Genomic DNA, 26,413 nt, shown 5'->3' on the forward strand with positions numbered 1-26,413 from the left:
ATCATCGATGCCGGTCGAGGCATCCAACTACGCCGACATAATGATGTTCCCGTCGCGGTCGATGAGGAAGCCGCCCGGCCACGATCGGCGGTCGCCGTCGACGACCAGGTCGAGCGCGCGCTTCGGCGTCAGGCCGGCGCGGCGGAGCGGAAGCCAATCGGTCCAATGCTCGGCGATGAGCGCGATTGTGCGGTACTCGTATCGCGTGGTGTCGATCACGAATCGGCCGTCATCACGGGCGAGCAGCTTCTCGATCCGCCGGTCGATGCACAGTCGCAGGACGTACCAGTCGGCAGCGCTGAACCCGATGCGATGGAAGTCGTCGGCCTGCCACGCCCATTGGCCCACGGCCTTCGAGACCTTGTCCTCCCGGATCGTCCGGGCCGTGAACGCCATCCACGCCGCCCCCGGGAAGAAGGTCGGGAAGTCGAGCAACGCCCGGCACCAGTCGAGCCGGAGATGCTGCGGGACGTCGCCCCACGGGTTCCGCTCGCGGTCCGGCGAGTAGCCGGGCGATCGGCGCAGGGCCTCGCGTGCACTGACGAAGGGCGGCCGCTCGGAACCTGCGTTCTCGAAGTACTCGTCTGCGGGCATGGGTGAGCTCCTCTCACTCGGAGGCGCGTCACCTCCGTCGACTTGCCCGAGACGGATGCCGCGGGCCGGTTCTTCCCCTGGGGCACCCCGCTCGACGGAGGGGGTTGCCGGGCAGCCGGCCAGGTACCGACAGCTGCCACTCGTGAACCTGGATCACACGGTAGCGGATGGCGCCGACATCCGTCGCCGGCCGTCGCCCCACCTTCGGGGGATTCCGCGGCGCGGCGGCGCTTGGAATGATCGAGCGACCCTGCCGTGACCCGAAAGCACCTCAACGTGAGCGAGCCCACCACCATCCAGTCCCTGGGCCACCGCCGCCCCGCGACATCCGTCATCGCAGAATGCCTGCGCGTGCAGGCGACCGTGCCTACGAACACCGCGGTGCAGCGCTTCTTCGGCGTCTCGCCGCTCGGGCGCGAGGCCGAGCCCTGGTTCATCGGCGCGCTCGGCGAGCACGAGGTAGCGCGGCGCCTCGCCGCTCTCGGGCCGGGGTGGTTCGTGCTGCACTCGGTGCCGGTCGGCACCGGATCGAGCGACCTCGACCACGTCGTGATCGGCCCGGCCGGGGTGTTCACGATCAACACGAAGCATCACCGCGGGCAGAACGTGTGGGTCGGCGGGCGGCGCATCCTCGTCAACGGCCAGCGCACCGACCACCTGCGCAACGCGAAATACGAGGCGAAGCGCACGTCGAAGCTGCTCTCGGTCGCCGCACGCATGCTCGTCGACGTCACGCCGATCATCGCGGTCGTCGGAGCGAGGCGGATGACGGTGCGCGAGCGTCCGTTCGACGTCGCCGTGGTGCGCGAACACGAGCTCGTGCGCTGGTTGCAGCGCAACCCGGTCACACTCACGCCCGAGCAGGTGCAGCACATCGCGACGGTGGCGGCGCAGCCGGCCGCCTGGCAGCGGACGCCCGAGACCGAGCTCGTCGACCACGCCGCGTTCGACCGGCTGCGCCGCGACATCGGGCGTGCCCGGCGCCGGCGCGGGCTGTGGGTCGGTGTGATGATTGCGGCGATCCCGGTTGGGGTCGTGGCGTTGTTCGCTGCGGCGGTCAGCGTGCTGGCGAGGTGACGCGCAGGGCGCGAGATCCGCTCGCGCACCGGCAGCGCGACGCGGGCCACCCGGGTGCTCGAGGTCGCCGCTTCGCGCGATACGCTGACAAGATTGTGCGCCCCGACGTGGCGCTACCGATCGATTGAGATAGGCCGCTGGTGGAAACCGCTTCGATTCTTGCTTGGACGCTTCAATCCGAGATCCCCGTGCCCGCAGACGTCACCGCACTCCTCGTCGAGGGGGAACAGGCGGTCGCATCGTTCAAGACGTTCCGCGATTCCGCCACTTTCACGACGAAGCGGCTGATCGTACGGGACGCGCAGGGCATCACTGGCAAGAAGGTCGAGATCTACTCACTCCCGTACAGCTCGATCAACATGTGGTCCACCGAGAACGCCGGCGGGATGCTCGATCGAGACGCTGAGGTCGAGCTGTGGACGCGGGCCGGTCACATCAAGGTGAAGCTCACCAAGGGTGCCGACGTGCGACGTATCGATAGCCTGCTTGCTTGGGCCGTTCTTCAGCGCTGATGCGTGTCCTGACCTGTCGTTCAGGGGCACGGGATCGGCTCGAAGTGCCGACCCTCGGTGTCGATCATGCCGTAGCCGTTGTAGTTGCGGCACCCGGTGTAGGTGGATCCTCCACCGTCACTCGAGCCGCCACCGCCCGAGCTGTCGTTTCCGTCTGACGTGGTGTCGCCTGAGTACAGATCCTCGGCGGCCGCGGCTTGTTCCGCTGCGCGACGAGCAGCATCTGCGGCTTCCGCCGCAGCCTTCTCGGCGGCTGCCCGCTCTGCTGCGGCTTTCTCCGCCGCAGCCTTCTCGGCAGCCGCCTTCTCGGCAGCAGCTTTCTCCACGGCCCGCGTGGTCACGAGCGCGGCGTCCGCAGTGACCTCGAGACTCGAGGCGTTCGTCCTCAGATCCGCGAGAGCGGCGACATAGTACGATCGCGCATCCAAGGGCAGCCACTTCATCGCCGTCAGGGCTGCCTCGGCGGTCTCAACGGCCGCGACCGTTGCGACAATGCCTGCCAGCGCGCTCTCGATTCCGACGGAGTCGACGGGCAGCGGCGCGGCGGCGGCCGCGAGCTGCGCCTCGACAGCGGCGACGGCGGATGCCGGTGAGCACGCAACTGCCGGATCGTAGAACCCTCGCTCCGACGCCTGAGCCTGCCGCACACCGTCCTCTACGTCGCTCAGGAAGCGATCGTTGTCGCCATAGAACGCAGCACCGCCGAGGCCTCGCGCGGCGAGTTCGGCGTTGACAAGTACGTCGTCTGCAGTGCGGACCGCAGCCAATGTGCGGCCGAACCGATCGATCCGCACCACGTCATAGGCAAGGGTCACGGTGCTGCCGACCGGGATGAGAGTCGCAAGGGCGTCGCGCGCTTCCTCTGCCAGGCATTCGGCCTCGCCACCATTGAGTTCGGGTGTGTTCACGTTAAGTAGCCGTACCCGTTCGGTGCGACCGCCGACCGCGACGTCGACGGTGTCGCCATCGACGATCTTGACAACGGTCGCGTCTTCCGCCCACGCCGGTGCCGAGGCCGCGACACCCCCGATGCCGATCACCGCGATCGATGCAACCGTCGCCACGGCCAGGAATGAAACGCGCCTCTCGCGGTACCAACGCGCCAGAGCATGCGTACTCCAGGGCGAGTATGCGCTCCGGTTGGCGACCAGCGTGCCGCGCTGGAGCCGACGAAATGCTCTGACCAACCAAGCGAGTGCCAGGATCCAAGTGAATGCGATCAAGAACTTTGCAACCGGATCAGCCGGGATCTGATCACTGGGTGTGCCGAGCGACACGAGATGACTGCGGTAGAGCGCGAACAATGAGATCGCCCCGAGGAACGCGGCGGCGATCAGCAGAAGCTCGCCGCGATACTGCGGTACGGCAACCTTGGGGATCTCATGCCCCGGCCATACGAGGCGCGCCGGCTTCTCGCTCTGGTTGGCGTAGTAGTACCGGTGCTCGTCGAGGCTCATTACGCGCGTTCGCTTCATGAACGCGACGACGCCCACCAGCGCGACACCGGCGATGCTCAAGCCCCACAGTACGTTCACAACCAATGCGGCTGGCTCGCCGGCCGCCATGGCGAATGGGCGTACCAAGGTGAGCACAACCAGGGTGATGAGCGCGACACGCATTCGGGAACCTCAAACTCGGGTAGGCACGCGCTGGGGTTGCGAGCAATTCGGGACGTGCAATTGAACATACCGCCTCAGCAGGTTACCGCGTCGCATCCGGGCAACTGCTCCTGTCGCAGCACGCGATCACCCGCTCGCTCGGGCTGCGCCGCCCCGGCCGGGGTGTTCACGATCAACAGGAAGCATCACCGAGGCCAGAACGTGTGGGTCGGCACGCTCGACGGATGCGCGCCAACAACAGATGCTCGGCGATAACGGCGTGCGGTTGGATGTCGTCACGATGAGGCTCGGAATGGAATCGCCGATCGAGGCGGGTCTGTATGAGTATCTGGTCACTCGAACCCCCTCGCCGAGGCCGTCACGTTAGCCGCCGACCCCATCAAGGTCGTTATCCGCGCCTGCACGTTACATCGCCGATGGTTGGTACCAGCACGCCAACTGAGAAGCCGGACGGCGAGGACGCGATCCGACGAGCGGGTGACAGAATTCTGTTGAATCGCACACAATTCTGCGCGATCGCGTAGAATTGTGCGGAGTACCGGGACAGGAGACCAACATGATCCTGCAGCATCCGTTCGAAGCTCTCTCAACCTCGGTCGACGGTGATTGCTTGGCGGTCCTCGCGGGGGCAGATCACGACTTCTCGGTTTCGCGCATCGTGCCGTTGCTTCGACGTAAGCGCTCGATCACCGGCGCGCGCAACGCTCTCGATCGTCTTGCAGACCAAGGTGTAGTCAATGTGCGAAGCGTCGGCAACGTCAAGAGCTACAGCCTCAACCGCTCGCATCTGCTCGCGCCGGCAATCATCCAGATCGCCACCGCCCGATCTCGGCTCATCGATCGGCTGGGCGAAGAGCTGCAGAAATGGCAACCACAGCCGATCTACGGCGCCCTGTTCGGCTCGGCCGCTCGAGAGGATATGCGGGCAGAGAGCGACATCGATGTCTTGCTCATTCAGCCCGACAGCGTCGATCTCGACTTATGGAGCGGAGCCGTCAACCGCCTGCAGACGCTCGTCACCTCTTGGACAGGAAACGACACGCGCGTACTCCAGTTCGCCGAATCGGAGATCGCCGAACACCGCATCGACGACCCCGTCCTGCGCGAAATAGCACGCGAAGGCATTGCTCTGATCGGACCCACCAGCTGGCTACGCCGACGGACGACAGGAACACGATGACGCCGCCGACGAGTTCGCCGAGTGCCCGATCCGGGCGCCTTCGGAAAGCGGAGGCATTCAGAGAGGCGGCTGAGCTCATCGAACAGTTCATGAATGATGGCACCGACCTGCGCGATGCGTACGTCACCATGTGCGTGCACGCCGGAATAGCTGCCGCAGATGTCATCTGCATGGGCGCTCTTGGCGAGTATTACACCGGGCAGAGGCACGACCAGGCGACGAAGCTCCTCGAAACGGTCGACCCTGCACTCGCGCGACAACTCGCGGTGCTACTCGGCATGAAGACGAAGGCAGGATATAGCGACATGCCAGTCTCCGCCGAGCAGATCACTCGGGCGAGGCGAGCGATGGACGCGCTCGTCGACCGAGCCTCCTGAAGGCGGCCCCTACGTGGTTGGCGCTGAACAGGCGCGCGCCGCTTCCGCTGATTTCTTCTGAGCGGCGGCGCGCATGTGCACATGGCTACCAGAACGAACCGGATGCCGCGACCGGCGCAGCGTTCGACGATCACCCCGCCGCGTACACCCACGCTTCGCCACCCGAGGCGAGTTGCGCGCGCACGCGCCGGTAGTCCACGACCTCATACGCATCCGACGCCGCGAGCTGCTCGGCCGTGACCTCGAGCACGACACCGTCGACCCGATCGTGGGGGTCGTCCGTGCGCTCGAGGATCGGGTGCTCGGCGGCGCCGCTCAGCGCGACGACGTCGGGGGCGGTGATGCGCAGCATCCGCAGCCGCCACCCCACGAGCGCGTCGGACCTGGTCGGCAACTCGATGCCGAACAGCTGCCGTTGCACGTGCGGCAGCCGCAGGGTGCCGTAGCTGAAGAGGCATTCGGTCGCGGGCATGGGTCGAGGGTAACCGCCACGGTCCACCGCGGGCCCGCCGAGGCGATATCGGCTCAGCTCACCGACACGCGCCCGTACGCGTCGACCCGCACGATGCGGGTCTCGATCCTGCGGTTGACGACGCGGATGATGATCACGATCAGCCAGAGGCCGGCGGTGATGATCGTGAGGATGAGGTTCCAGAACCAGCCGATGCGCTTCTTGCGCTGCAGCACGCCCTGGCCGGCCGAGACCGAGCTGACGGTCCAGCCCTGGTTGGCATAGCGAGCGACCTCTGCGTTGAGCACGGCTGCGCGGGCGGTGTCGTCGAGCGGGGCGGGGGCGGGGTTCGGAGTCGGAGTGGTCACGGGGTCGAGAGTACGCGCCGCATGCGGCGGCAGTCACGCACCACCCGGGAACTGAAGCGGCATCCGAGCGCGAACGCGACGGCTCGGTTCACCCGAGCGTGACCACGATCGCGGTCACGAGGCCGATCCCCACGAAGTGATACGCGCCCGTCACCGCGCCATAGATGAACGGATGCCGCATGTTCGGCGTCATCGCGTTCGTCACCGAGACCGCGGCCGCGACCCCGACACCCAGCGCGACCGTGAAGAGCGCGCCGTCCCAGAACCCGTCGAGTCCGACCGCCTCGACGAGCCACGCGGTCGCGGCCGCGATGGCGATGCTACTCACGAGCGGCACAACGTAGTACGACACCGGGAACCGCTCGCCCGGTCGCCGTTCGTGCCCGACCGCCCGATCCCACACACGCCCGAACAGTGGCGAGAACCACAGTGCGCCGAGCACGAAGTAGGCGAGCGCGCCGAGCGCCGCCACCCACCAGTTCACGGCACCGAACGCCTCGATCATCGAACCCTCCTCGCCATCGACATTGCGACCGCCTCCGCCATCGCGGATGCGTCGATCCTCACCGACGCCGATGGTCCTCGTCTTGCAGAAATGCGACCGCCCGATCGCCAGAATGGGCGTATGCCGCAGACCGCGCCGGCGCCCACGGGGCATCCGATTCGCCCGGATGAGCGTTCCGGCATGCTGCATCCGCGCAACGCCGAGCGGTTCGCCGCGACCTGGCTCGACCCGCATCCGTCGGTCGCCGACGTGGTCGACCGCTACTGGCACGTGAGGTGGGCGCTGCCGGCGGGTGAACGCATCGACCAGCGCATCATCGATCACCCGGCGGTCACGCTCACGATCGAGTCGGGCGACGTGCCCGCGCCCCTCGTCGTCACCGGCGTGCAGAGCGGGGCATGGCGGCGACGCATCACCGAATCAGGTTCGGTCTTCGCGATCCGGCTGCGCCCTGCGGGCCTCGCCGTCGTCAGCGACCTCGACGTGCGCGAGCTCGCGGATGCGACGACGCCGGTCACGCCGGCGCTCGACGACCGGCTGCACCGTCTGCTCGCGACGATCGAACCGGCAGCGGATGCCCCGGCGCGAGCGCTTGCGGCCGACGCTGCGATCGGCGCGCTGCTGCACGAACGGCCCCTCGATCCGGAGCTGCAGCTCGCGAACGCCGTGCTCGTCGAGCTCGCCGACCGCGTGCGCCGCCGCACCGGCACGACGCTCGCCGCGCGGTTCGGCGTGACCGACCGTGCGGTGCAGCGCGCGCTCGCCCGCACGGTCGGACACGGCCCGAAGTGGGTCGCCCGGCGGGTGCGCCTGCAAGAGGTGGCACGGGTGCTCTCGACGGATGCCTCGGTCGAACTCGCCGACCTCGCCGTGCGCCTCGGCTACGCCGACCAGTCGCACCTCAGCAACGACTTCCGCGGGGTGGTCGGGCTGACCCCCGGCGCGTACCAGCGATCCGTGCGGGAGGCAGCTGCGGCAGCGGTGACCCTCCCCCAGTAGTGGGGTGGTGACCGCCGCTCGACGGCGACGGCGTGCCACACTGCAGTGGTGCGGCACCAACGACGGTGGGAGCTGGCGGGCTTGGCCATGGCGGTCGCGCTCGCAGTGAGCGCGTGTACCGGCGATCCTGCGCCTGCGGCGGCACCGCGCACGCCATCATCCGCCGCGGCGGTCGACCCGGTCGCCGGCTCTGCAGGCGCGTGCGTTCCCGATGCGCAGCGCGTCGCAACGGCGAAGGACACGCAATCGACCGAGCCGATGCCGGCCGAGCTGAGCGCTGACTACGACGCCGCGGCATCCGCCGTCTTCGAGCGGGTGAAGGACTTCGCCCCCGCCGTCATCGTGGGGGTCCGCAGCCCCGAGGGCACCTGGACCGAGGCGTACGGTGTCGCCGACCTCTCCACCGGTACCGCGGCTACCACTGACATGCACCAGCGGATCGCGTCGATCACCAAGACCTTCGTCGGCACGGTCGTGCTGCAACTGGCCGACGAGGGAACGCTCTCGCTGGATCATCCGATCGACGACTACGTGCCGAGCGTCCCGAACGGTTCCCGCATCACGCTGCGCGAGTTGATCACGATGACCAGCGGACTGCCCAACTACTCGAACAGCGCGGAGTGGGGCGCCGAGTTCCTGAGCGACACCGCTGCGCAGTGGACCCCTGAGCAATTGCTGGCCGACGCCTGGGCGATGCCCACGTCATTCGCGCCCGGCAGCAACATGGAGTACTCCAACACGAACTTCGTGTTGCTCGGAATGGTGATCGAACACGTGACCGGTCAGAGCGTCGGTGACGCCGTGCAGTCCCGCATTCTCGAGCCGCTGCAATTGGAGGCCACGGACTATCCGTCGGATGCCGCATTCCCGAGCCCGCATCTCAACGGCTATACGTTGCCCCTCACGGTCTACAGCGGAGCCGATCCGACCGATGTGTGGGTGAATGCCGCCGACTGGAACCCCTCGTCCACCGGTGCAGCGGGCATCATGACCAGTCGTGTCGACGACCTGCTCGTTTGGGGCCGAGCACTGGCCACGGGCCAGGGGGTGCTGTCGGAATCGGCTCAGGTGCTGCGCCTGGGAGCCTTCGCCACCGCCAACCTCGGGGCTGGCGAGTTCTACGGCGAGGCCCTCATGTGCAAGGACGGCTGGATCGGGCACAACGGAAACATGCCCGGCTACAACTCCATGGTGCGCTACAACCCGCAGACCGACACCACGATCGTCGTTGCGGCCACCGGGCTCGACGCCACAGGCACGCCGCCGCGCGTCTTCGTCATCGAAGAGTACGCCGCAGCGCTGGCCGACACCGCCGGGCACTCGTTCTCAGCCGATCTCGTTCCGCCGGCGGCACAGGTCCAAGGGCTCGTGCCGCACCTCTGACCGCGGCACGACCGGTCGGAGTGCAGGCGCCGCGAGTGCGGCACGCGGAGCAAACGACCGATGCGATGGCGCGCCCGCCGTGTCACCATCGAAGTATGAGCGACCCGACGAGGGCGCCCGCCGGGTGGTACGAAGACGGGTCCGGCGCGCGCCGGTACTGGGATGGCGATGCCTGGACGCAGTACGTGGCGCCCGGCCCCGCGACCGAGCCCATTCCGCAGGTCGGGCAGGACACGGCGGTCACCGCGGTGCTGCCCGTCGGCGACGAGAATCCGACGATTCGGTTCGTCTGGGGGTCGCAAGGGTCGGATGCCGCGGGGTCCGGCTATGGCGTCGCCCCGACGGCGTCGCCAGGGTGGAGTGATGCGTCCGGCGCGAACCCCTATGCCACGACGGAGAGTTACGGAGGCCTGCCCACGACGACGCTGGCGGGGCATCCGTTCACCGAGCCGTCGAAGCCAGGGCCGAACGTCGTGGGCATCATCGCAATCCTCGTCGCGATCGTGGGATTCCTGCTCGTGTTCCTGCCCGCCGCGAGCGGCTTCGCGTGGATCTTCGTGACGGTCGCGTTCGTGCTCTCACTCATCGGCCTGTTCCTGCGCAGCGCGAAGTGGCCGGCGGTCATCGGGCTCGTCATCTCGATCATCGCCGCGATCGCCGGCATCGTGTTGTTCGTCACCTTCCTGATCGGGTCGGTCGGCGCGGTGATCGATGACGCGATTCCCGAGGTGCCCGTTTTTCCCCTGCCGGCGCCGGATGACCCGGGCACGGACCCCGATGCCGGGCAACCCGAGCCTCCCGTGGCGGGCAACCTCAGATTCGGCGAGACGATGACGTGGGACGACGGCGTCGCGCTCACGGTCTCGGTGCCCGAGCCGTACACGCCGAGCGAGTTCGCGGTCGGTGCGACGCGGGCGAACCACGTCGTGTTCACCCTCACGATCACCAACAACTCGACCGAGGATCTGCCGACGCTGCCGCTGCCGACGCTCTCGGCGGGCGATCAGGAGGTGAGCCAGATCTTCGACATCGGCAGCGAAGTCTTCGAGCCCGGCGATGACGTCGGCTTTCCCCCGACCGCCACGATCGAGCCGGGCGGGTCGGTCACCTGGCAGGCCGCCTGGTCGGTCGACGACCCGGGCGCGCTCACGCTGGAGGTGGCGCCGAGCTTCGTGTACCCGAGCGCGACCTTCACGAACGTGCCGTAGCGGGCTGCGATCGAAATGCGTCGACGTCGCGCCGCGCCAGGTACAGGGCTTCGCCTGCGAGATCGGCCACACGCCGGGCCATCGCGATCACCCGATCTCGGTGGTTCTGGTCCGTCAACGGGATGGTCGCGGCGGAGCCGCCGAGGGAGTGTCCGAGATCGATCCGGATCCGCTCAGACTCGGCCAACCGCATCAGTGCTTCCGCCCCGATCCAGCCAGGGTGGTCGGCGATCGCATCGCGGGCCGCATCGAGCTGGCGGTCCGCGTGCCTGATCACCTGGTACACGTGGCCGGCGGGCGGAAGCTGGCGCGTCGCCCGCTCGCGTGCCGCCGAGGTCGCGGCATCCAGCGCCGCATGCGCCTCGCGCAGTCGATTCAGGTGGGCGAACGGATGGGTGTTGACGCCGACCGGCGGCAGGTCGGCGAGGGCCGCCCGCAGCTCGGAGCTCGCGTTCGCGACTGCGTGCGACTGGGGCTCCTCGAGCGCCACGGCGAGCTGTCGACGCGACTGCTCGGCGACCGCGCCCAGCGTCGCCTCGGCCCGCAGGGCCTCGACCTCGAAGGTCTCCACCACGTCGAGGAGGGTCGCCGCTCGTCGCACCGATGCAGCGGATGCCTCGAGCGCGACACTTGCGTCGCCGCGAAGTCCGGCTTCGCGCCGCCGTTCGGCCACGCCGAGGCTGTGCTCGGCGAATGCGAGCAGCTGCTCGACCTCTCCGAGGTTCTCTTCGACGTCGACGAGCGCCTCGCGCGCATACCGGGCGGCGAGTCGGTCGATGGTCTCGCGGGCGTACGGCGTGCGGGCGCGCAGTCGCTCGGTTTCGGCTCGCACGAAGGCGATGATCTCGGGGGCGCGCCGCGCCCGCGACATCCGATCGGCGAGCGCCGAGGTCTGCTCATCGAGCACGTCCTCGATCCATTCGCACAGCTGCACGATGCGCAGGTTGCGAGCTCGCACCTCGTCGGCGGAGCCGGGGATCGCATCGTGATTGAGCCGGTTCAACCGGAATGCGTCGCTCAGCTGTCTGCGCGCTGCCACGAGCGCCTCGCCGAGAAGCATGGTCGCGCCGGCCTCGAGTTCCGCCTCGGCGAAGCCGAGTTCGTCGGCGGTGGCGCGGATGCGCTCGTCGGCGGCGAACAGGGCCGCCCCGGCCCGCTTCGCCAGATCGGCGTCGTGGACCTCGAGTTCGTGCGCACCGCGTCGGCGCCTGACCCGGAACCCGGCCATGCCCCGATCCTACGGTCGCCGCGCGGAGCCCGCTACGGCGCGGGTGAGGTACGTAGGTTCAGGTCTCGTCGATGCCCGTCTCCTCGACGAGATCACACAAGCGCCGGCTGATCGATTCGAAGACCGAGGTCCAGTACGCGGCGACGATCCTCACCGAGACCCGCGCGCGGGATCTCCTGAAAGCCGCTCACCGACTCGTGGATGGCATGGACCAGATCCTGCGGTCTGCCTGAGCGATGTTGTGGGTGCCGGCACTTGGGCACTTGGGCACTTGGGCACTTGGGCACTTGGGCACTTGGGCACTTGGGCACTTGGGCACTTGGGCACTTGGGCACTTGGGCACCGCATTTCTCGGGAGCACCCACCCGAGCGCCGCGTTACGGCGATAGCCCGACGTGGATTGTGGGCGACCCACAACCGACTCGCTCAGTGCGCTTCGATCGAGCAGGATCGGGAGCATGCGCACGACTCCACGACGCCTCGCCACGGTCATGAGCCTGTGGATCCCGAACCTGTTCAGCGGCATCCGCGTGAAGCGGTTCTCAGACGATTGGACGCGCGCGACCGTCGAACTCCACGTCAACGTGTTCACCCGCAACTACGTGAAGACCGCGTTCGGCGGATCGATGTCGGCGATGACCGACCCGTACTTCTTCATGCTCGTCATGCACCAACTCGGCAACGACTACGTGGTGTGGGACACCCGCGGCGAGATCGAGTTCCTCAAGCCCGGTCGCGGCATCCTCACCGCGCACTTCGAAGTGCCGACGCAGAAGGCGACCGAGCTCCGCGAACGCGCCCGCGGCGGCGCGAAGGTGCTCGAGTGGTTCGAGACCGAGATCACCGACCGCGACGGCGACGTCGTCGCGCGCGTGCGGCGCGAGGTGTACGTGCGCGAGAAGCAGCGCGTGACCGAGGCCGCCGCCGCGACCGCACTGGGCTGAGCGCCGCGACTCGACTGGCGCCGAGGTGTGAACCCGCTCGCTGCTGCGCCTCAGACGGTGCCGGCCGGAGGCCAGACGCCGATGATGAGGTGCCCGCGAGAGAATCGCCGCATGACCGCGAACGCCAAGTCAGTGCACGCCGAGCTCGCCCACGTCATCGACGCGATGCCGCTCGTCGACCATCACGCGCACAGCCTGCTGCGCCCGCCGCTCGCCGAGGGCGACCTGCTCGACGCGCTCACGCAGGCCGAGCACGCCGCCGACCGTGCCGCCGTGTTCGACAGCCAGCTCGGCTTCGCGCTGAGCCGTCACTGCGCCCCGGCGCTGGGTCTGGCGGCGTTCGCGGATGCCGCGGAGTACCTGGCCGCTCGCGATCGGCTCGGCTTCGACGAGGCCACCCGCAGGCTGCTGCGGGTGTCGGGCATCCGCACCTACCTCATCGACGACGGACACGCCCCCGAGCGACTGCTGCACGACGCCGAGCTCGAGCAGCTCGCCGGCGAGCGCGTTCGGTCGCACCGCATCATGCGTCTCGAGACGCTCGCCGAATCGGTCATGGCGCACGCCGCGTCGGGCATGGACTTCGTCGAGCGCCTGCCGGTCGCGCTCGAGCGCGCTGCGGCGAGCGCGGTCGGATTCAAGACGATCGCCGCCTACCGCGGCGGGCTCGCACTCGCTGCTGCGAAGCCCACGACCGCCGAGCTGACGGATGCCGCGACGGCATGGTTCGCCGCGAGCGCCGGGGCAGCGGCGACGGGGCGGGGAACCCGTGACCCTGGGGCATCCGCTCGCCTCACCGACCGCATGATCATCGCCCACCTCGCGTGGTGGGCGATGGAGCGCGGTGCCGTGCTGCAGGTGCACGTCGGCTTCGGCGACCCCGACCTGCGGCTCGATCGTGCCGACCCGTTCCTGCTGCAGCCGTTCATCGCCGCGACGCAGCACACCGGCGGACGGCTCGCGCTGCTGCACTGCTACCCGTACGTGCGCGAGGCCGGCATGCTCGCCCACCTCTACCCGCACGTGCACCTCGACGCGGGGCTCGCGCTCGCCCAGGTCGGCGCGAACGCCGACACCCTGGTGCGCGAGACCCTCGACCTCGCCCCGTTCTCAAAAGTGCTCTTCTCGACCGACGCGTGGGGCGTGCCCGAACGGGTCCTGCTCGGCGCGCGTGCATGGCGCGACGCCACGGCACGCGTGCTGGCGGCCTACGTCGCCGATCACGGCTGGCCGGTCGACGAGGCGATCCGGGTCGCCGAGCTCATCGCCTGGCGCAACGCCGAGGCGCTCTACGGTCGCGTGTTCATCGAGCACTGAGCGGATGTCGCGACCGCGCTCAATACCGCCAGCGCACGACGTCGGCGACCGCCTCGGGCGGCAGCTCGCCGTACGCCTCCCACTCGTGCCGCCGCGTCGCGAGGTAGGCGTCGAGCAGCACGTCGCCGAACACCCCGCGGGAGAACTCGCTCGACTCGAGGCGGTGCAGGGCCGAGCCGAGGTCGGCCGGCAGGGAACGTATGCCGGCGGCCTCGCGTTGCTCGGCCGTCAGGGTGCTCGGGTCGACGTGCACGGGTGCCGGCAGCGTCAGCTCACGGGCGAGGCCGTCGAGGGCCGCGGCGAGGATCGCAGCCACAGCGAGGTAGGGATTCGCCGCGCCATCGACCGGCTTGACCTCGATGTTGGCCTGCTCGGCGCCGTGGCCGGCCTGCCCGCCCACGTACCGGATGGCCGCCTCGCGGTTCGCCGGCCCCCAGCAGACGTCGGAGCCCGCCCATGAGCGCGGGCGCAACCGGGTGAACGAGAGCACGCTGCCGCCCAGCAGGGCGACGCCCTCGTCGAGCCGGTCGAGGATGCCCGCGATCATGCGGGCGCCGTCGTGTGACAGGCCGTGCGGGCCCGACGGTTCGGCGCCCGATGGCTCGGCTTCGGCGAACACGTTGCGCGCGTCGCGCACCGCAGACACGTGCACGTGGCATCCGTTCGTCGCGCCGCCCACGATCGGAACCGGCGCGAACGAGACCCGCAGGCCGTGTGCCCGCGCGACCCTGACGAGCACGATGCGGGCGAGCGCGAGGTCGTCGACCGCCCGCACCGGGTCGCGCGGCGCGAAGGCGAACTCGAGCTGACCGGCGCCGAACTCGGGGTGCATCTGCTCGACCGTCACACCCGCAGACTCGAGCGCATCGAGCGCGGCCATCGCGAACGGCTCGACCTCGAGCAGGGCCCGGGTCGAGTACGCGGGCGCGGATGTCGCGGGCTCGAGCGACGCGAGCCCGCCCGTGTGCGGCTCGTCGCGGAACACCGTGCACTCGAGCTCGATGCCGACCGTGAACTCGAGGTGCTCGGCCAGCGCGTCGTCGACCACCCGGCGCAACGCCGAACGGGTGCACGTCGGGTGCACCGTGCCGTCGAGCGCGTACAGGTCGGCGGGCGCCCACGCGAGCCCCGACTCGGCGTCGAGCATCGCGATCGACGAGATGTCGGCGACGCCGCGCAAGTCGCCCACGACGGGGTCGAGCGCGGCCGTCGCGTTGAGGTGGTCGTCGACCGAGAACAGGAATCCGGCGCTGTGCGAGATCGTCACGCCGTGGGTGCTCGCCGCGAGCAGCCGCCGGTGCGTCAGCACCTTCACCCGCGAGATGCCGGCGTTGTCGATGTGCGAGACGAGCAGTGCACGGATGTCATCGAACCCCACGGGACGATCCATCGGAGCCTCCTCAACCCGGATTCAGTCGAAGATGCCGTCGAGGATGCTGCCGATGACCAGGCCGCCGAGGATGCCGCCCATCATGTCGGATCCGCCGCCGCGGCGCCCGCCGCCACCCCAGCCCGGGCCGCCCCACTGGCCGGGATCCTGCGGCCGGGACGAGTTGATGTCGCGCTGTGCGAGCTGCAGGGCTTCGCTCGCGAGGTATGCGACACGGCGCGCCATCGCCATCGACTGTTCGCGGTGATCGTCGCCGATCACCGTCGCGGCCGCCGCTGATGTGCCGAGGTAGCGGTCGAGGTCGACCCGGATGCGCTCGGCCTCGGCGAGCCGGGTGCGCGCGTCGGCGCCGATCCAGCCCCGGTGCCCGGCGATGACGTCGCTGGCGACGGCGAGCTGCCGATCGGCGTCGTCGATCGCATGGCGAACGTGCTCGAGCGGCGGGATGGGACGGGCCGCACGCTCGCGGGCCGCCGCGATCGCGGCATCCAATCCGGCGTTCGCCTCGCGAAGCCGGTTCAGCTGGGCGAACGGGTCGGTGTTGACGCCGGCCGTCGGGAGCGAGGCGAGCGCGGCCTGCAGCTCGCCGATCGCGGTGGCGACACCGGGCGAGTGGGGCTCCCTGAGTGCGACGGCGATGTCGCCACGCGAGTCCTCGACGATCGCCGACAGCGTCGACTCGGCCCGCAGCGACTCGACCTCGAACGTCTCGACCGCGTCGAGGAGGGTCGCCGCTCGGCGCACCGATTCAGTGGACGCCTCGAGCGCGAGGTTGGCCTGCTCGCGCTGCCCGGCCTCACGCCGCCGCTCGGCCACGCCCGCGCTGTGCTCGGCGAATCCGAGCAACTGCTCGGCCTCGGCGGGATTGACCTGCACCTGGGCGAGCGCCTCTGGCGCATAGCGGACCGCGAGCCGCTCGACGGTGTCGCGGGCGTGCGGGATGCGCGCGCGCAGAAGCACGATATCTCCTCGCACTCCGGCGATGATCTCGGGAGCCCGCCGCGCCCGCGCGATCTTGTCGGCGAGCACCGAGGTGCGCTCGTCGAGCACGTCTTCCGCCCATTCGCACAGCTGCACGATGCGCGCGTTGCGGGTGCGCAGCTCTTCGGCGGTGTCGGGGATCTCATCGTGATTGAGCTGGTTCAGCCGGAACGCGTCACCCATATGCTGCCGCACCGCGGTGAGCGCCTCGCGCAGCTCTTTCGTCGCGTCGGGCCCCAGCTCGGCCTCGGCGAAGATGAGCTCATCGGTCGTGACCCGCACACGCTCGTCGGCGGCGACCAGGGCCACCCCGGCCCGCTTCGCCAGGTCGACGTCGTGGGCCTGCAGTTCCTGCTGATCACGTTTGCGCTTGCCCCAGAACCCAGCCATGCCTTCGATCCTATGGGCGTCGACAGGACTGTCCCCCAATCGGGGCGGCACAGAATATATTCGACCGACCTGTGACCTTCCCCCCACCCCGCGACATTCCTAGAGTGAAGGGGGGTGTGCACGTGGACGAGAGCGATGGCACCGACGCCGAGCTCCTCGAGCGCTTGGCGAGTGGCGACCAACGGGCGATGGCGGTCGTGTTCGATCGGCATGCCCCGGCGGTGACGCGGTACGCGTGGGCGATCGCGCCGAGCCGGATGGATGTCGAAGAGATCGTGCAGGACACGTTCCTCACGGTCTGGCGCAAGGCGGCGGAGATCATGATCGCGGAGGCGTCGCTGCTTCCGTGGCTCCTCGTCACGTGCCGCAACTTCGGAATGAACGCCGTGAGAAAGGCGGCCCGCAGTCGGGCCGAGCAATTCGACGACGAGGCCCCGCAGGGCGGAGCCGACGTGGTCCGCGAACATCACGATGCCGAGGCGGCGCGGGACGACCTGCGCTGGGTCCTCGACGAGATCGAACGACTCGAACCGATCGACCGGCAGGTGTGCGAGCTCTGCCTCGTCGAAGGCCTGCCCTACGCCGAGGCGGCCGAGCGGCTCGACCTGAGCGTCGGCGCAGTCAAGCAACGCGTGTCCCGAAGCCGGGCCCGATTGAAGAAGGCGGTGACCCTCGATGAAATCTGAACCTCCCACAGGAGACGAACTGACGCGCCTCCTCGGCTCGATGAAGCGCAACGTGCTCGAACGGGTCGCGCAGGAACCGGCGCCCGCGAAGCGGAAGTCCGTGCGCCACATCTTCGGGCTCGGGCTCGGCGTGGCCGCGCTGCTCGGCGTCGGCGCCGGAGCCGCATTCGCGCTCGGGGTGATCACCGCGCCCGAGCAGGACGCGGCGACCGTGGCGACGGATGCCCCGAACACGCCGTCGACGGCATCGCAGCCGACCGCGCCGGCGACGAGCGAGTACTCGGTCACACCGGGCCAGCCCGCCTCGCGCTACGGCCTCGACTGCGCCACCCTGGTCGATCCCGCGCTGGTGTCGGGCCTGTTCAGCACCGAGGTCGCTGCGATCGACCCGATCGTGTCCGAGTCGGGCGTCGGCATCGCGATCCCGCGGCGCGCGGCGATCCTCGCCGTCGGCGGCTCGGTCTGCGAGTGGTCGAACGGCGTGCCGATGAACGAGCAGTACGGCGTCGAGCCCGACTATGTGGGGGTCACGATCTCGGTCGTCCCCCGCGCAGCCGCCGGCTGGAGCGAGCTCGCCACCCAGCACGGGATGCCGGCTGACGAGAGTCAGTGCGCCGACACCTGGTGCTGGGCGAGCGCAGCGGTCGGCGACGCCTGGGTCACGATCTCGGCGTACGGCGGAGCAGAGCTCGCGACAGACCCGTCTGGCTGGCAGTCGCTCGTCGACGCGGTCACCGCAGCAGTGGGCGCGGCCGGGCCGGCGGCCGCGTCGACGATCACCGAGCGGATGACCCTGCCGGGCCCCGAGGACTGCGACGCGATCATCCCCGTCGACCAGGTGGGATCGATCACCTCGACCCCCGGCGTGCAGGTGATGATCGGCTCCGGAGGCTGGAGCGAATGGGCCGAGGCCAGGCTCCACGCCGATGCCGTGGGCTGCGGCTGGGGCGTCGACGACCTCGGCCAGGCGGCCCGGGTGGACTGGCTGCACGAGGGGCGCTGGGCGTACCTGCGGATGCTCCACGCCGACGCGTCGACGCCGATCGAGCTCGCCGGGCTCGCCGCGGGCGGCGTGGCATCCGTTCGCTGCGACGAGCGGTTCGGCACGACGTGCGCCGTCGACCTCACGGTCGGGCAGGACTGGTACAACGTGTCCGCGAACGACGAGGCCACGGCGATCGCGCTCGCCGAGGCGGTGCTCGCCCGGCTCGGGGGGTGATGCAGGGCCGGCACCGACACGAAATGCCGGTTCCCCGTCATCGGTGAGGGGGAACCGGCATTTCGATGTGTCCGCGGTGCCGCGACCGGATCAGTCGCCGCCCAGCGCCTCACGTGCATGCCGGTACTTCTCGGCGAGCCGCTGCTGCGTCTCGTAGTCGAGCTTGCGCACGCGCCAGGCCGCCGAGTTGTCGTCGACGTCGGCGAGCTTCACGCGGCGGGCGAGCGGGTGGCGGCGGATGCGCGCGTAGTACTCGTCGACCGCGACATCCGCCGTGCGTGTCAGCAGCACCACGATCTCGACGATCTCGGGCAGCACGCCCGCCTCGAGCAGTTCCCGCGCGGTCACCGTGCTGTCCTCGAGCACGTCGTGCAGCCACGCCGCGGCGGTCGGCACTGGCTCGGCGAGCGCGTCGAACCGCTCGGCCACGCGTCCGGGGTGATCGATGTACGCGGCACCGACCTTGTCGACCTGGCCGCGGTGCGCCACGAAGGCGATGCCCTTCGCGAGCGCCACCTGCGCGGCCGCCTCGACGGCGGCACTCGGTGTCGGCTGCGGTTCGGCGGGCGCCGCGATCGGCGATACGGATGCCTCGAACGCGCGCACCTCGACCGGGTTCGTCATCATCACCACTGGGTTGGTCTCCTCGTTCGCGTCGGGGGCAGGGGTCGGGGTCGGCACTGGGGCCGGCACGGGGGTCGGCGCGGGCTCCGGCACGGGCTCCGGCACGGGCTCGGGCTCGGGCACGGGCTCGGGCTCCGGCTCCGGCTCCGGCTCCGGCTCCGGCTCCGGCTCCGGCTGAATGGTCTCGGCCCATTGCATGAGCACCGGCACGATCTTGAGTTCGCGCTCGGGCGCCGGTGCCGGCGCCGGCGCCGGTTCGGGCTCGTCGATCATCACGGGCTCGTCGGGCTCGTCGGGCTCGACGGAATCGGCCGGCGCCGGGACATCCGTCGCCGTCTCGATCTCGATCACCGTCGCGATTTCGGGTGCGGCGGGTGCCGGCTCCTCTGCGAGCTCGGCGATCGGATCGCGACCGCGCAGCGACCGCACGAAGTTCAGCTCCGTCTCGAGCTCGGCCATCTCACGAGCGTCGAGCTCGAGCATCGAGCGGGCGTCGCCGAGACTGCGGCGCACGAAGTAGTACTCGTCGACCTCGGTGAGGCGCGCTCCATCGCTGGTGGTGAAGTACCGTCGGCGCGCTCCGTCGGTGACGGCGACGATCACCTCGACGTAGTCGCCGCTCGGCACCTCGCTGCAGAGGTAGTAGCGCTCCATCTCGGGCGCGGGCGAAGACGCGGGCGTGGCTGCCGGTACCGGCGCAACCGTCGGCCCGACGACCGGCGGCGTCCAGGCGCTCTCGGGCATGCGGCGCGGCCGCAGGGTTCCGCCGTGCTCGGCACTGCGACGGGCGGCGCGGGACTCGAGCTCGGCGGCCGGCGAGACGAACCCGGGCGGGGACTGATCGTCAGCGGGGATCGTCAATCTGGCTCCTGGGGGTGGGCGCCTGGCGGGCATCTCGATGGCGGCCGATCGGGTGCGGCACGCCCATTCGATGGTAGGCGCTTCGAGCGCAATCTCCACGCGGGCGTGCCGGATCCGGGTAGGGTGCTGGATCCGGCACGAAGGCCGGGCGTCCGGCACGAGGGCCGGCGCCGGGCACGTGAGCGGCTCGAGGGGGGGTTGAGCCTGCTGCAGCCCGGAACGCCGGCCAGGGGACATCCCACTCGGGGGAATGTGGGTCATACGTCCCACATGAAGCTCATCACCCGCCGCTGGGAGCAAGCACGACGCCCGCTGAACGTTGGCCGAGAGCGCGACCGCCTACCTGAATCTTCGACTATCGGATGTCGATCCCCGAGTTGCCCGTTCGACGCATGAGTGAGGGTTCCCCAACGGCGCCCCAGACGAGAGGATCGACCCGTGACCCAGTATTTCCTGACCATGCCCCACGACTCCGCGACCGAGCCGACGATGGCGTCGATGCAGGAGTTCGACCCCGCCGAGCTCGCGGCCGTGATGGCCGCAGTCGACGAATTCAACACCGCCCTGAAGGAATCGGGCTCGTTCCTGTTCGCAGGCGGACTCAACCCGCCGTCGACCGCGAAGACCGTCGACGTCTCGACTGGCGAGACCCGGGTGCTCGACGAGCCCTTCACCGAGGCGCCGGCCTACGTCGGCGGCTTCTGGGTGATCGAGGCGGCCGACGAGGCCGCCGCCGTCGAATGGGCGACCTGGGCGTCGCGCGCGCTGCAGAGCCGCATCGAGGTGCGCGCCCTGCAGGAGGCGCCGGCCGAGTAGCTCGCGCCGCACGGCCCGCGCATCGTGGATGCCCGACGCACGTGGGCACTCGGGCACTTGGGCACTTGGGCACTTGGGCACTTGGGCACTCGGGCACTCAGGCACTCGGGCACTCGGGCACTCGGGCACTCGGGCACTCGGACACTCGGGCACCGGGCACTCAGGCACTCAGGCACTCGGGCACTCGGGCACCGGGTTTCACGGGCGGGCTCCCGACCGACGCAGCCGCGATTGACGCCCCATTCAGATCTGACAGTTCCCCCTCATCGGATGAGGGGGAACTGTCATTGCGTTCTCCCGTTTACCGTCGGGTCGGCGCCACAGCAGGATTGAGAAGCTCGGCGCCCTGCGCTGAGAAGCGCTAGGCTCCCACAGCCGCGTCGAGACGGGCCACCGCGTCGGCCGCCGTCAGGTCGTGGTGCTCGGCGACCAACGCCGCCAGCGACTGCGCCTCCTCGTGACACGCCGCGCACCCCAGCAGATGCGCTCGGAACCCCTCAGCCAAGGGAACGGTCGAACCGAGGAGCGCCTCGACAGCGGCATCGACCTGATCGAAGCAGTCGTCGCACGAGAGCCACGGCTCGGTGTTCGCCGTCAATCGGGCGACCGCCTCCCGGCTCAATGAAACGTGACCGGTCATGGGTTCACCTCCTTCGGGCCTCGGGCCGACATGAATCCCCGCTCCGAGAGGAAGGCCCGCAAGCGCTGACGGGAATCGTGCAGCGTCTTGTACAGCGCACCGCGACTCGTGTTGAGTCGCTCGGCCAGCACATCGATCGGCACCTCATCGACGAGCAACGCGATCGTGACGCGTCGTTGATGCGCAGTCAACGCCTCGGCGATGCCCTCGCGGACCGCCTCGGCGAGTTCTCGCACCTCGGCATACGTCTCTGGCGAGGACATGTCCGAATCGCGTTGCTCGGGCACGTCGGACAGGTCGATCTCGCGATCGCGCCACGCGGCACGCCGCACCTCGACACCCGCGTGCAGGATCGCGAACTTGTACGCCCACGTCGTGAACCTGCTGCGGCCCTCGAACGCACTCAGACGCGACAACACCGACACCGTCGCCGCATCGGCCGCCGAATGCACGATCTCGTCGCGCCTGGCCGCACCGAGTCCGGCTGCGTCGGGCATGCGTGCGACCTGGTGCCGTGCAGCGCGCAGCATCAGCTCATGCAGCCGCCGCACGGCGACCTCGTGTGCGCGCCCGGTGGCTGAGAGTCGAGGGATCCACTCCGCGTCGAGGAACAGGCCATCGTCGCGCGAGTCGATCGGATGCCGGTACTCAACCATGAGGCTGTCCACGTCGCCCTCCTCACCCACCTTGCGGTCGCCTGGTCGCGTGAGGTGAGTGTCGCCGAGCTGGCCACATCTTACCGAGATCGAGGAATCTCGTTCGCGCCGGTATGACCTCGGCGCACTCCCGTCACCAACGGTGCAAGAACACTCCTGAAAGGAAGGGCATCATGCGCACCCATCACGAGGCGACGTTCCGCGCCTCCACCGTGTCGTTGCTCGCCGCGCTCGCGCTGACCGGCGGTCTGCTCACCGCGTGCAGCGCCAACGCGAGTGCCGAACCGGCCTCGTTCGCGACGCACTCCCACTCCGGGTCATCCGAGTCGGCCAGGCAGGCCGAGCCTGCAACGGCCGAGACGCAGCTCTCCAGCGCCATGCGCACCCTGTGGGACCAGCACATGGCGTGGACCTGGTCGACGGTCGTCGCGTTCGCCGAAGGATCACCCGGGCTCGACGCGACCGTCGCCCGGCTGCTGGCCAACCAGGCCGACATCGGCGACGCGATCGCCCCCTTCTACGGTGACGACGCGGCGGCCCGGCTCACCGAACTGCTGCAGACCCACATCACGCAGGCGATCCCCGTGCTCACCGCAGCCGAGGCCGGCGACACGACGGCGCTGAACGCGGCGCTCGACGACTGGTACGCGAACGCCCGCGACATCGCGGACTTCCTCGCCGACGCCAACCCGAACTGGGCGAAGGGTGAGCTGCGCAAGATGATGAAGACCCACATCACCCAGACCACCGGGTACGCGGCCGACGTCCTCACAGGCGACTACGAGGCCGCCATCACCGCCTTCGACGGGGCGCACGCGCACATGGCCCACATGGCCGACGAGCTCAGCGCAGGCCTGATCGCCCAGTTCCCGAGCAGGTTCTGAGACGCACCGAGCGTCGGTGACCGGATGTCGCGACCCGCGCCCTCCCAGCGCGCGAGCCGCGACATCCGCACCGTCTGGCCGTAGGCTTCGACGGCAGGAGGTGCCGAATGACCAGACGGATGCCGAAAGCGCTCTACGAGCGCGAGCTCATGGCCCTGCAGGCGAAGCTCGTCGACATGCAGGCGTGGGTGCAGCAGTCGGGTGCGCGCGTGGTCGTGATCTTCGAGGGGCGGGATGCCGCGGGCAAGGGCTCGACGATCAAGCGCGTGACCGAGTACCTGAACCCGCGCGTCACGCGCATCGTGGCGCTGCCGACGCCGAGCGCCCGCGACAAGACGCGCTGGTACTTCCAGCGGTACGTGCCGCACCTGCCTGCAGCGGGCGAGATCGTGCTCATGGATCGCTCCTGGTACAACCGCGCCGGCGTCGAGCGCGTCATGGGGTACTGCACCAACGAGGAGTATCACCGATTCCTGCACCAGGCGCCGATCTTCGAGCGGATGCTCGTGGAGGACGGCATCATCCTGCTGAAGTACTGGTTCAGCGTGTCGGACGTCGTGCAGGAAGATCGGTTCCGTTCGCGCCTCGAGGATCCGATGCGGCGGTGGAAGCTCAGCCCGAACGACGTGGTCTCGATCACCAAGTGGGAGGACTACTCCCGCGCGAAGGACACCATGTTCGTGCACACCGACATCGCCGACGCGCCCTGGTACGAGATCGAGAGCGACGACAAACGACGCTCGCGCATCAACATGATCGCGCACCTGCTGTCCAAGATCCCGTACAAGAAGGTCGAGCCTGAGCCGATCGAGATCCCGCCGCGGCCTCCCGCGGGCGGGTACGAGCGGCCGCCACGGGAGTGGACGACCACCGTGCCGGACTACGCCCAGCAGCTGATGGAGCGGCACGCAGCGGGCGACTGAACCCGAATGCGGCGTGCGGGATTTCAGCCGCCCGACGGCGAGGGCGACGGCGACGGCGACGCGGTTGCCGGGGTCGGCACCACCTCGAGGCCGATGACGTGTCCCTCGGCGCTCAGGTCGTACTGCAGGCCGCCGAACCCGAGCGTCACGAGAATGCCCGTCGTCATCTTCGGGAAGACGTTCGAGCGGGCCAGTTCGTCGCCCGAGTCGGCCTCACACAGCACGCGCCCGAACTGCCGTGCCCCCGGATTTGGGCACTTGGACACTCGGGCACCTGGGCACTCGGGCACCTGGGCACTCGGGCACTTGGGCACTTGGGCACTTGGGCACTTGGGCACTTGGGCACTTGGGCACTTGGGCACTTGGGCACCCGATTCTCAAACGGACCCACCACTCATACCGCGACATCCCGACTTACTTACGTCGAGGAACAGCCAAAAGCAGGAATGCGAACTTCCGAGTATCGATGCTTGGCCATTGACATCTGCCAAGTCACCGCAATAGTCTCGTCCTGCCAATATGTCGGATGCGGCAACTTATTCGCCCCATCCGCCTCAGCCGGCCTCCGTAACGGTCCAGCTCGAAGGGGAGCATTGCAATGAAGCAACATGTCCAACGCGTCATCACCGGGGTCTGTGCCATCGGTGTCACTCTCAGCCTGGGAATCGCGGCGGCGCCCGCGATCGCCGCCGACGACGACTACGAAGTGCTGGTCGTCGGCGAGACCCTCGGCTTCCGTCACTCGCACATCGACGACACGACGAACGCGATCATCGCGCTCGGCGAGCAGAACGGGTTCAGCGTCGACGTGTGGGATCCGCCCCAGGGCAACTCCCCCGGCCAGCCCGCACTCACGCTCGCGAGCTCGCCGTTCACAACCGCGGCCGACCTGTCGAAGTACGCGACGATCATCTTCGCTTCGCCGGTCGACGCCACCAACAACCTCGACCCCAACCGGCCGCGCCTGCTGAACGACACCGAGCTGGCCGCGTTCCAGGGCTACATCCGCGGCGGCGGCGGCTACGTCGGGCTGCACGCCGCGACCGACTCGATGCACACGGTGCCCTGGTACAGCGAGCTGACCGGCGGCAGCGCGCGCTTCCGCAACCACCCTGCGCAGCAGACCGCGACCATGCGCGTCGAGAGCCCGGGGCACCCCTCGACCACGATGCTGCCGGCCGAGTGGGTGCGCTTCGACGAGTGGTACAACTTCACGGCGAATCCGCGTGAGGACGTCCACGTGCTGATCACGCTCGACGAGTCGACGTACAACCCCGGAAGCGGCGCGATGGGCGCCGACCACCCGCTCGCCTGGTGCCACAACTTCGAAGGCGGGCGCTCTTGGTACGAGGGCGCGGGCCACACGGATGCCTCGTGGTCCGACCCGCTCTTCCTCAGCCACGTGCTCGGCGGAATCGAATGGACGGCGGGCATCGTCGAGGGCGGCGGCGACTGCGTGACCTTCGGCGAGGTCGACAAGCTCGTCACCGGGCTCGCCGGCGACTCGCAGAAGAACACCCAGCTCGGGGGCGACGTCACTGCGTACCTCGAGACCGCTGAAGCCGCGGCCGACGCGGGCGACCACGCAGCCGCGATCGCCGTGCTCAACCAGGCCTGGGCCAAGGCGCACGGCATCCAGGACGACACGCTCGTCGAGAAGATCGGCGACCTCATCGAGTGGCAGGAGGCCCTCGTCTCCTGACCGCCAACCGTGGCCCGAGCATTGTTCTCGGTGTCCACCCGCAACGGGCTCTGCCGCACGGCGGGGCCCGTTCCGGTTTCCATACCCGACCGATTCGAGTTAGATGGAGGGCAACGTGCGGGTCCGCCGACGAACGGCATGACGAGGCTCGCTGATCCCTTCAACGAAGACGAGGTATGCGGATGACGGCGATGCGACGGTCTCTCGGGGTCGGAACGGTGCTCGTGCTCTCGCTCGGCCTGGCCGCGTGCACGGCGTCCGCCCCCGAGCCACCGGCGCCCACGAGCCCCATCGTGCAGCTCGGAGCGCCAGGCGAGCCGAACCAGACGCTCTCGCCCGAAGAGGCGGCCGAGCTCGGCTCGCCGAAGCACGTCGAGGCCGACGAGGAGTTCATGCTCGACATGATCCAACACCACGACCAGGCCATCGTGATGACCGGCTTCGTCGACGAGAACACCGACGACCGCGACATCCAGTTGCTCGCCGAGCGCATGAAGGTCAGCCAAGAAGATGAGCTCAAGGTCATCACGCGGTGGCTTCAAGATCGCTTCGTCCCGGTGAACGACGGTGCGGGCCACGGGCACGACGGCGACGCGATGCCGGGGATGCTCACCGATGACGAACTCGCGGCTCTCGAGGCCGCCAGTGGCGCGAAGTTCGACCGGCTGTTCCTCGAGTCCATGATCCGGCACCACCAGGGTGCGGTGCAGATGGTCGACGAGCTCTACGCCGCCGGGGGCGGCAACGAGTCCGAGGTCGACCAGTTCGCACGTCACGTCGAATCCGACCAGGGCGTCGAGATCGCCCGCATGCAGCAGATGCTCGCCGACCGCGCAGGCTGAGTCGGCCTCAGCGCAGCGAACGCACCGCCCGAACGCG

General features: G+C 69.2%; 28 protein-coding genes and 1 riboswitch. Of the genes, 16 read left to right on the plus strand and 12 right to left on the minus strand.

The features are described 5' to 3' along the window. Nucleotides 1-27 precede the first annotated feature (27 nt). Complete coding sequence (locus LSF15_RS15230; RefSeq protein ID WP_232499407.1) at nt 28-594, minus strand: hypothetical protein; 567 nt, start codon at nt 592-594, stop codon at nt 28-30. A 33-nt stretch (nt 595-627) separates the two neighbouring features. Then, a riboswitch (SAM riboswitch) is annotated at nt 628-742 on the minus strand. Between the two features lie 107 nt (nt 743-849). Between LSF15_RS15230 and LSF15_RS15235 the strand changes: the two genes are divergently transcribed. Both LSF15_RS15235 and LSF15_RS15240 read left to right on the plus strand, forming a co-directional pair. Next, the gene (locus tag LSF15_RS15235; protein ID WP_232499408.1) at nt 850-1,671 is read left to right on the plus strand and encodes a nuclease-related domain-containing protein; all 822 of its coding nucleotides are present in this window, start codon (nt 850-852) and stop codon (nt 1,669-1,671) included. Between the two features lie 140 nt (nt 1,672-1,811). Then, nucleotides 1,812-2,183 carry a PH domain-containing protein gene (locus tag LSF15_RS15240; RefSeq protein ID WP_232499409.1) on the plus strand — a complete coding sequence of 124 codons (372 nt, stop codon included), beginning with the start codon at nt 1,812-1,814 and terminating at the stop codon, nt 2,181-2,183. Nucleotides 2,184-2,203: 20 nt separating this feature from the next. Here the strand turns inward: LSF15_RS15240 and LSF15_RS15245 are convergent, their stop codons facing one another. Then, nucleotides 2,204-3,802: a thermonuclease family protein gene (locus LSF15_RS15245; protein WP_232499410.1), complete on the minus strand. Its 1,599-nt coding sequence runs from the start codon at nt 3,800-3,802 to the stop codon at nt 2,204-2,206. A 556-nt stretch (nt 3,803-4,358) separates the two neighbouring features. On the opposite strand from LSF15_RS15245, the gene LSF15_RS15250 reads away from it, so the two are divergent. Both LSF15_RS15250 and LSF15_RS15255 read left to right on the plus strand, forming a co-directional pair. Next, the gene (locus LSF15_RS15250) at nt 4,359-4,982 is read left to right on the plus strand and encodes a nucleotidyltransferase family protein (protein WP_232499411.1); all 624 of its coding nucleotides are present in this window, start codon (nt 4,359-4,361) and stop codon (nt 4,980-4,982) included. Then, nucleotides 4,979-5,359, plus strand: coding sequence for a hypothetical protein (locus tag LSF15_RS15255; protein ID WP_232499412.1), 381 nt, complete (start codon nt 4,979-4,981; stop codon nt 5,357-5,359). The genes LSF15_RS15250 and LSF15_RS15255 overlap by 4 nt, the downstream gene beginning before the upstream one ends. Nucleotides 5,360-5,489: 130 nt before the next feature. On the opposite strand, the gene LSF15_RS15260 is transcribed toward LSF15_RS15255, so the two are convergent. From LSF15_RS15260 to LSF15_RS15270, 3 genes are all read right to left on the minus strand, one after another. Next, a complete protein-coding gene (locus tag LSF15_RS15260) occupies nt 5,490-5,831 on the minus strand; it encodes a gamma-glutamylcyclotransferase family protein (protein WP_232499413.1) in 342 nt (113 codons plus the stop codon). 53 nt (nt 5,832-5,884) lie between these two features. Further along, nucleotides 5,885-6,178: a hypothetical protein gene (locus LSF15_RS15265; protein ID WP_232499414.1), complete on the minus strand. Its 294-nt coding sequence runs from the start codon at nt 6,176-6,178 to the stop codon at nt 5,885-5,887. Nucleotides 6,179-6,266: 88 nt separating this feature from the next. Next, nucleotides 6,267-6,683, minus strand: a complete 417-nt coding sequence (locus tag LSF15_RS15270; RefSeq protein ID WP_232499415.1) for a DUF1761 domain-containing protein — start codon at nt 6,681-6,683, stop codon at nt 6,267-6,269. Between the two features lie 120 nt (nt 6,684-6,803). Here LSF15_RS15270 and LSF15_RS15275 point away from each other — a divergent pair, with 120 nt between their 5' ends. The 3 genes from LSF15_RS15275 (at nt 6,804) to LSF15_RS15285 (ending at nt 10,273) form a co-directional block, all read left to right on the plus strand. Then, a complete protein-coding gene (locus LSF15_RS15275; RefSeq protein ID WP_232499416.1) occupies nt 6,804-7,682 on the plus strand; it encodes an AraC family transcriptional regulator in 879 nt (292 codons plus the stop codon). A gap of 48 nt (nt 7,683-7,730) precedes the next feature. Next, nucleotides 7,731-9,065, plus strand: coding sequence for a serine hydrolase domain-containing protein (locus LSF15_RS15280; RefSeq protein ID WP_232499417.1), 1,335 nt, complete (start codon nt 7,731-7,733; stop codon nt 9,063-9,065). A 95-nt stretch (nt 9,066-9,160) separates the two neighbouring features. Next, a complete protein-coding gene (locus tag LSF15_RS15285; protein WP_232499418.1) occupies nt 9,161-10,273 on the plus strand; it encodes a DUF2510 domain-containing protein in 1,113 nt (370 codons plus the stop codon). On the opposite strand, the gene LSF15_RS15290 is transcribed toward LSF15_RS15285, so the two are convergent. After that, entirely contained in the window at nt 10,257-11,501 is a 1,245-nt protein-coding gene (locus tag LSF15_RS15290; RefSeq protein ID WP_232499419.1) for a hypothetical protein, read from the minus strand. The genes LSF15_RS15285 and LSF15_RS15290 overlap by 17 nt on opposite strands. A gap of 458 nt (nt 11,502-11,959) precedes the next feature. On the opposite strand from LSF15_RS15290, the gene LSF15_RS15295 reads away from it, so the two are divergent. Together LSF15_RS15295 and LSF15_RS15300 are read left to right on the plus strand one after the other, a co-directional pair. Then, nucleotides 11,960-12,445 (plus strand): PaaI family thioesterase, encoded by a 486-nt coding sequence (locus LSF15_RS15295; RefSeq protein WP_232499420.1) that lies wholly within the window; start codon nt 11,960-11,962, stop codon nt 12,443-12,445. A gap of 111 nt (nt 12,446-12,556) precedes the next feature. Continuing rightward, the gene (locus tag LSF15_RS15300; protein ID WP_232499421.1) at nt 12,557-13,762 is read left to right on the plus strand and encodes an amidohydrolase family protein; all 1,206 of its coding nucleotides are present in this window, start codon (nt 12,557-12,559) and stop codon (nt 13,760-13,762) included. A gap of 19 nt (nt 13,763-13,781) precedes the next feature. On the opposite strand, the gene LSF15_RS15305 is transcribed toward LSF15_RS15300, so the two are convergent. After that, complete coding sequence (locus LSF15_RS15305) at nt 13,782-15,152, minus strand: type I glutamate--ammonia ligase (protein WP_232499422.1); 1,371 nt, start codon at nt 15,150-15,152, stop codon at nt 13,782-13,784. Nucleotides 15,153-15,173: 21 nt separating this feature from the next. Continuing rightward, nucleotides 15,174-16,523 (minus strand): hypothetical protein, encoded by a 1,350-nt coding sequence (locus LSF15_RS15310; protein WP_232499423.1) that lies wholly within the window; start codon nt 16,521-16,523, stop codon nt 15,174-15,176. Between the two features lie 122 nt (nt 16,524-16,645). Between LSF15_RS15310 and LSF15_RS15315 the strand changes: the two genes are divergently transcribed. Both LSF15_RS15315 and LSF15_RS15320 read left to right on the plus strand, forming a co-directional pair. Continuing rightward, the gene (locus tag LSF15_RS15315) at nt 16,646-17,209 is read left to right on the plus strand and encodes an RNA polymerase sigma factor (protein ID WP_232499424.1); all 564 of its coding nucleotides are present in this window, start codon (nt 16,646-16,648) and stop codon (nt 17,207-17,209) included. Continuing rightward, complete coding sequence (locus tag LSF15_RS15320) at nt 17,199-18,428, plus strand: hypothetical protein (RefSeq protein WP_232499425.1); 1,230 nt, start codon at nt 17,199-17,201, stop codon at nt 18,426-18,428. The genes LSF15_RS15315 and LSF15_RS15320 overlap by 11 nt, the downstream gene beginning before the upstream one ends. A gap of 90 nt (nt 18,429-18,518) precedes the next feature. On the opposite strand, the gene LSF15_RS15325 is transcribed toward LSF15_RS15320, so the two are convergent. Further along, nucleotides 18,519-19,913: a hypothetical protein gene (locus tag LSF15_RS15325; protein WP_232499426.1), complete on the minus strand. Its 1,395-nt coding sequence runs from the start codon at nt 19,911-19,913 to the stop codon at nt 18,519-18,521. 438 nt (nt 19,914-20,351) lie between these two features. Here LSF15_RS15325 and LSF15_RS15330 point away from each other — a divergent pair, with 438 nt between their 5' ends. Continuing rightward, the gene (locus tag LSF15_RS15330; RefSeq protein ID WP_232499427.1) at nt 20,352-20,729 is read left to right on the plus strand and encodes a YciI family protein; all 378 of its coding nucleotides are present in this window, start codon (nt 20,352-20,354) and stop codon (nt 20,727-20,729) included. Between the two features lie 361 nt (nt 20,730-21,090). Here the strand turns inward: LSF15_RS15330 and LSF15_RS15335 are convergent, their stop codons facing one another. Next, nucleotides 21,091-21,369: a hypothetical protein gene (locus LSF15_RS15335; protein ID WP_232499428.1), complete on the minus strand. Its 279-nt coding sequence runs from the start codon at nt 21,367-21,369 to the stop codon at nt 21,091-21,093. Then, on the minus strand, nt 21,366-22,037 hold the full coding sequence (locus tag LSF15_RS15340; protein WP_232499429.1) for an RNA polymerase sigma factor: 672 nt from the start codon (nt 22,035-22,037) through the stop codon (nt 21,366-21,368). The genes LSF15_RS15335 and LSF15_RS15340 overlap by 4 nt, the downstream gene beginning before the upstream one ends. Nucleotides 22,038-22,198: 161 nt before the next feature. On the opposite strand from LSF15_RS15340, the gene LSF15_RS15345 reads away from it, so the two are divergent. Further along, nucleotides 22,199-22,909, plus strand: a complete 711-nt coding sequence (locus tag LSF15_RS15345) for a hypothetical protein (RefSeq protein WP_232499430.1) — start codon at nt 22,199-22,201, stop codon at nt 22,907-22,909. 107 nt (nt 22,910-23,016) lie between these two features. Further along, a complete protein-coding gene (ppk2, locus tag LSF15_RS15350) occupies nt 23,017-23,832 on the plus strand; it encodes a polyphosphate kinase 2 (protein ID WP_232499431.1) in 816 nt (271 codons plus the stop codon). A 23-nt stretch (nt 23,833-23,855) separates the two neighbouring features. On the opposite strand, the gene LSF15_RS15355 is transcribed toward ppk2, so the two are convergent. Beyond that, the gene (locus tag LSF15_RS15355) at nt 23,856-24,098 is read right to left on the minus strand and encodes a hypothetical protein (RefSeq protein WP_232499432.1); all 243 of its coding nucleotides are present in this window, start codon (nt 24,096-24,098) and stop codon (nt 23,856-23,858) included. Nucleotides 24,099-24,430: 332 nt separating this feature from the next. Between LSF15_RS15355 and LSF15_RS15360 the strand changes: the two genes are divergently transcribed. Then, the gene (locus tag LSF15_RS15360) at nt 24,431-25,534 is read left to right on the plus strand and encodes a ThuA domain-containing protein (protein ID WP_232499433.1); all 1,104 of its coding nucleotides are present in this window, start codon (nt 24,431-24,433) and stop codon (nt 25,532-25,534) included. 191 nt (nt 25,535-25,725) lie between these two features. Continuing rightward, the gene (locus tag LSF15_RS15365; protein WP_232499434.1) at nt 25,726-26,376 is read left to right on the plus strand and encodes a DUF305 domain-containing protein; all 651 of its coding nucleotides are present in this window, start codon (nt 25,726-25,728) and stop codon (nt 26,374-26,376) included. Nucleotides 26,377-26,413: the final 37 nt, after the last annotated feature.

Source organism: Agromyces humatus (genome assembly GCF_021228295.1).
In the GTDB taxonomy this organism is placed as follows: domain Bacteria; phylum Actinomycetota; class Actinomycetes; order Actinomycetales; family Microbacteriaceae; genus Agromyces; species Agromyces humatus.